The 5,123-nt window shown below is 69.8% G+C and carries 6 protein-coding genes and 1 pseudogene; all 7 read right to left on the bottom strand.

Annotated elements, in window-relative coordinates; translation table 11 throughout:
* The coding region (locus tag KH616_RS21050; RefSeq protein WP_292250479.1) for a triphosphoribosyl-dephospho-CoA synthase at positions 1-298 on the bottom strand (298 nt) is incomplete at its 3' end.
* The gene (mdcG, locus tag KH616_RS21045) at positions 295-954 is read right to left on the bottom strand and encodes a malonate decarboxylase holo-[acyl-carrier-protein] synthase (protein WP_292250480.1); all 660 of its coding nucleotides are present in this window, start codon (positions 952-954) and stop codon (positions 295-297) included. The genes KH616_RS21050 and mdcG, both read right to left, overlap by 4 nt.
* A complete protein-coding gene (gene mdcE, locus KH616_RS21040; protein ID WP_292250477.1) occupies positions 941-1,648 on the bottom strand; it encodes a biotin-independent malonate decarboxylase subunit gamma in 708 nt (235 codons plus the stop codon). The genes mdcG and mdcE overlap by 14 nt, the downstream gene beginning before the upstream one ends.
* Positions 1,649-1,762: 114 nt before the next feature.
* Positions 1,763-2,689 (bottom strand): biotin-independent malonate decarboxylase subunit beta, encoded by a 927-nt coding sequence (locus KH616_RS21035; RefSeq protein WP_292250476.1) that lies wholly within the window; start codon positions 2,687-2,689, stop codon positions 1,763-1,765.
* The gene (gene mdcC / locus KH616_RS21030) at positions 2,686-3,003 is read right to left on the bottom strand and encodes a malonate decarboxylase acyl carrier protein (RefSeq protein WP_292250475.1); all 318 of its coding nucleotides are present in this window, start codon (positions 3,001-3,003) and stop codon (positions 2,686-2,688) included. The genes KH616_RS21035 and mdcC overlap by 4 nt, the downstream gene beginning before the upstream one ends.
* An 11-nt stretch (positions 3,004-3,014) precedes the next feature.
* On the bottom strand, positions 3,015-4,661 hold the full coding sequence (gene mdcA / locus KH616_RS21025; protein WP_292250474.1) for a malonate decarboxylase subunit alpha: 1,647 nt from the start codon (positions 4,659-4,661) through the stop codon (positions 3,015-3,017).
* A 149-nt stretch (positions 4,662-4,810) separates the two neighbouring features.
* Positions 4,811-5,123, bottom strand: a pseudogene (locus tag KH616_RS21020) (malonate transporter subunit MadM); the annotation flags it as partial.

Here is a 5,123-nt window from a genome sequence, read left to right as displayed (position 1 = left end):
CGGTCGCCGCGAGCATCGCGTGCTCGGCGCGCAGGCCGATCTTGCGCAGTACAGACATCTCCGCATCGCGCGCGCCCGCGTCGGCCAGTTCCGCGAAATACGGGCGCAGCGCCGCCGCGCTGCGCGCAAACGTCGACGCATCCATATCGGTGTGGCTGCCCGGATCGACATGGCTGACAAGCCCCGGTTTCGGAAAGGTTCCGATTTCGAGCAGCAGGCTGTGTTCCGCCAGCGCGGCGATGCGCCCGGTCTCGTCGTATTGCTGCCCCGGCCACGCCCGCCGCGCGGCCCGGCTCATCGCGCGCCTCCGATGAAATCGCCGGCCGCACACAGCATCACGCCGTCCGCCGTCTTGACCGCGACGTCGGGCAGCCCGGCATGCAGTTCGCGCCAATTGACGCCCGCGCCGTCGGTACGCAGCAATTCGCCGTCGACGCGCATCGGCCCGCGCGCGTCGATCGCCGCAATGCCGTCGAGCAACCGTGCGGCCTGCGCGGCGGTCGGCAGCGGGTAGAACACGTCAAGATCGGATGTCCCGGTCAGGTACGGTTCGCCGGTCAGTGTCTGCCATGCGAGGCCGCCGAACACGCGGCCCTGCACATCGCATTGCTCGCCGAGCGCGTGCAGTTCGCGCAGCGGCTGCCGCCATGCGGAGGGCGCGGCGCCGATCGTGTCGGCGAACGCCGGCGGCTCGCAGACCGCGTCGATCGAACCAGCTTCGACGTTCAGCGCGATGCGCCGCTTGCCCGCCGACGGCGGCAGCGGCATGCCGAGCGGCATGCCGGTTTCGTCCGGTCTCGCGCGTCTCACGACAAGCGGCCAGCCGCGCGCCGCCCAGACATGGGCCAGCGGCTCGTCCGCGAGCGCTCCGTCTCCCGTGAGCAGCGCCGCCCACCCCGCTGCGGTCAACGTCACGAGGGTATGACGGCGCAGCGTCGCCTTACCGTGCGGCAAGGGCATGCTCATACACGCGCTGGGCGACATCGGCGGCGACCGGGCGGCCGCGGGCGGCACGCCGGTCGATACGGTCGGCCGGCTTGTCGAGCCATTCGGCGACCTGCGCATCGAGCCCGCGCGCCGGATCGAGCACCGCATCGACCGCGCCCATCCTGGCGAGATTGTCGAGGCCCGGCGCAAACACGGGCGTCGTCCGCGCCTTTTCCTGCAACACGTCGAGCGGCAGCTTCGTCACGCGCGCCATCGACGGCAGATCCATCACCTCCGGCTCGGCACCCGGCAGCGCAAGCAGCGTGCGCGTCGCAAGCGCGGTGGCGATGAACGCGCCGGCAGCGGTGTGGCCGTACAGCAGACCGATCGTCCGATGCCCGGCCATGTCCGCATGCAGCAGGCATTTCGCGAGATGCGACAAGCCTTCATTCAGGCCGAGCAATTCGTCGCGTTTGCTCATCCGCTGGCTGTCGCTGTCGACGAGCACGAGGATCGGCGAAGCATAGCCGCGTTCGATCGTCTCGATCACATGCGACGCCAACCGCAACGCCTCGTCGATGCCGAACGGCAAGCGGTCGGCGACGCCGATCACGTCGATCCGTGTGCCGGCCAGCTCCGCGTGGCCGGACAGCAGGCCGCCATCGCGCGCGACCGCATGGCCGCGCGGAAACAGCGAGGCGAGGACTTCATCGAGTGTCATGCTGCCTCCCGGCGGACTGGATCATGCCCCGCAAGCCATCCCTTCGGGAGACCGGCGAAATGCAGGCGGCCGCCCCTTTTGCGGAGCGCGCACGAAGTGAATGGGGAAGTCGTCTCATACCGGCTCCTGGAGTTGGGCGGCCAGCGCGACGAATGCGTCGTCCGGCATGCCGGGAATCGCGCCGGGATCCGGCGCGCCGAGCGCGCGCCAGACGTCGAGCGCATCGTCGCACGCGCCGAACCGGGCGACGCGCATTTCGAGGCGCGCCTGTTCGGCTCGCAACATCGCGGCATCGAACGCCACCGGTGCGCGGCCGGTCAGCTCGAGCGCCGCCGCACGGAACGCGGACGGCGTATCCGCGACATAGCGGTCCGCGCTGCCGATCAGCCGCCGGTGCTTGCCGCCCATCGTGCGCCAGATGAGCGCGCGGTCCTTCGCATCGAACTCGTCGACGCCGCGATGGGTCTCGATCACTTCCGGCCCGGACACGCTGATGCGCCCCTGCTCCGACACGGCCAGCGCCGAACAGCACGCGGCGAGCAAGCCGCCGCCGCCGTAGCAGCCCGAGCGTCCGCCGATCAGGCCGATCACGGGCACGCCCGCCGCACGCGCATCGACGAGCGCACGCATGATCTCGGCGATCGCCAGCTCGCCCGCATTGGCTTCCTGCAACCGCACGCCGCCGGTATCGAACAGGATCAGCACCGGCATCGCGCCGAGTTCGCGCGCCGCGCGCAGCAAGCCCGTGAGCTTGGCGCCGTGGACCTCGCCGAACGCGCCGCCCATGAAGCGGCCTTCCTGTGCGGCGACCAGCACCGGCTTGCCGTCGAGCAGGCCGCGCCCGACGACCATGCCGTCGTCGAACTGCTGCGGCAAGCCGAACAGCGGCAGATGCGGGCTCGTCACCCGTTCGGCCGGCCCGAGGAATTCCGTGAAGCTGCCCGCATCGAGCAGGCCGTCGATCCGCTGTCGCGCGGATGCCTCGTACCAGCTCGCATCGTTGGCGCGGCGTGGCGGCACGTCGTGGCTGACATCGGTCATGACGCCTCCCCTTCGATCGCGCGCACCGCCTGCGCGAGCCGCAACGACACCATGTCCGGCCGTGCGCCGCCGTCGTTGATCGACAGTTTCAGGCCGCCCGGCCGGCGCCGTTCGACGAAGTCCGAGACGACCGCCTGCCAGACTTCGCCGAAGCCGACCGCTGCGGTGCGGATCTCGATTTCGCAATCGTTGCCCGGCAGCACGCGTTCGACGAGCACTTCCAGATTGCCGGACGCGACCACGCCGACGAGCGCCGTGGCCAGTTCGCCCTTGGCGCGCGCCGGCGCGGTGAAGCGATAGCTCAGCTGTTCCATTGCCCTCTTCCTTACCAGTTGCGGAACCGGGCAGGCGGCGCATACAGGCCGCCCGACCAGTGCACGAGATCCTTGATCGAACGCGCGGCGAGCCAGCGGCGGTCCGCATCGAGCGGATCGATGCCGAGATCTTCCGGACGGCGGATCACGCCGCGCTCGCGCAGCCGCTCGACCATCTTCCGGTCGCGGCCCCGCCCGACCTCCGTGTAGCCCGCGACACCGCGGATCGCCTGCTCGCGTTCGTCCTTGTCGCGGCACATCAGCAGGTTCGCGATGCCCTCCTCGGTGACGATATGCGTGACGTCGTCGCCGTACACCATTATCGGCGCGAGATCGAGCTGAAGCTTGTCCGCGAGGCGCAGCGCGTCGAGCCGCTCGACGAACATCGGCACGTTTCTGTCGCCGAAGGTCTCGCCGATCTGCACGACGAGCTTGCGGCCGCGCCGCAGCGCCGCCGGCGTATCCGGGTCGGCCTCCTGGCCGGCCTTCAGCCACGGCTCGCTCGGGTGACGCCGGCCACGCGCGTCGCTGCCCATGTTCGGCGCGCCGCCGAAGCCCGCGATGCGTTCGGCCGTGACCGTCGACGAATGACCGGACAGGTCGATCTGCAGCGTCGAGCCGATGAACATGTCGCACGCGTAGAGGCCGGCCGTCTGGCAAAACGCGCGGTTCGAGCGCAGCGAGCCGTCCGGGCCCGTGAACCAGATGTCGGAACGCGCGCGGATGTAGTCGTCCATCCCGACTTCGGAACCGAAGCAGTGGATCTGCTCGACCCAGCCGGATTCGATCGCCGGAATCAGCGTCGGATGCGGATTGAGCGCCCAGTGCGTGCCGACCTTGCCCTTCAGGCCCAGCTTCTCGCCGTAGGTCGGCAACAGCAGCTCGATCGCCGCGGTGTTGAAGCCGATCCCGTGATTGAGCCGCCTGACGCCGTACGGCTGGTAGATGCCCTTCAGCGCGAGCATCGCGGTCAGGATCTGCGTTTCCGTGATCGCGGCCGGATCGCGCGTGAACAGCGGCTCGACGTAGAACGGCCGTCCGGCCTCGACGACGAAATGCACGCGGTCGCCCGGGATGTCGACGCGCGGCACCCGGTCGACGATGCGGTCGACCTGCGCGATCACGATGCCGTCCTTGAACGCGGTCGCCTCGACGACGGTCGGCGTGTCCTCGGTATTCGGCCCGGTGTACAGGTTGCCGTCGCGATCGGCGCTGACGGCGGCGATCAGCGCAACCTGCGGCGTGAGGTCGATGAAGTAGCGCGCGAACAGCTCCAGGTACGTGTGCACCGCGCCCAGCGCGATCTTGCCGCCGAACAGCAGCTTCGCGATCCGCTGCGACTGCGGGCCCGAATACGCGAAATCGAGACGCTTCGCGATACCGCGCTCGAATACGTCGAGATGCTCGGGCAATACGACGCCGGACTGCACCATGTGCAGGTCGTTGACCCGGCCCGGGTCGACATCGGCCAGCGCCGCCGCCAGCAGGTCCGCCTGCTTCTGGTTGTCGCCTTCGAGGCAGACCCGGTCGCCCGGCTGCAAGACCGTTTCGAGCAACGCCACGGCGTCGCGCGCATCCACCCGCTTGCCCGTCGCGAGGTGCGCGGCGGCTGCGAGCCGTGCATCGCGCGCGCGCCGCGCGTGATTCCATCCCGTCATAGAACTCTCCTGCCAGGCGTCATGGTTTAACGGGATTCTATGCCCGCCGCCGACGCCGATTGATGATGATGTCCGATGCGACTCAGAGGCCGCCGCGATGGATACGGCCGCCGTGGATACGGCCGCCGTGGACACGGCCGCCGGCGTCCTTACGCGCCGACAAGGGCGCGCGTCGCGAAGAACAGCACCGACGGCCCGAGCAGGCAGCCGACGCCGGTATGGAACGTCGCGACGAGGGCGCCGTACGGCACGAGCCGGCGGTCGGTCGCGGCGAGCCCCGCGCTGACGCCGCTCACGGTGCCCGCCAGGCCGCCGAAGATCATCGCGGAACGCGGCGTTTTCAGCCCCATGAAGTTCGCCGCGAGCGGCGTGCCGACCATCACGATGATCGCCTTGACGAGCCCGGTCGCGATGCTGAGCGCCACGAAGTCGGAACTCGCGCCGATCGCCGCGCCCGTCACC

This window comes from Burkholderia sp. (genome assembly GCF_018375725.1).
GTDB lineage: Bacteria > Pseudomonadota > Gammaproteobacteria > Burkholderiales > Burkholderiaceae > Burkholderia.
The sequence above is the reverse complement of the archived record's forward strand: the minus strand, read 5'-3'. Positions and strand labels throughout refer to the sequence as shown.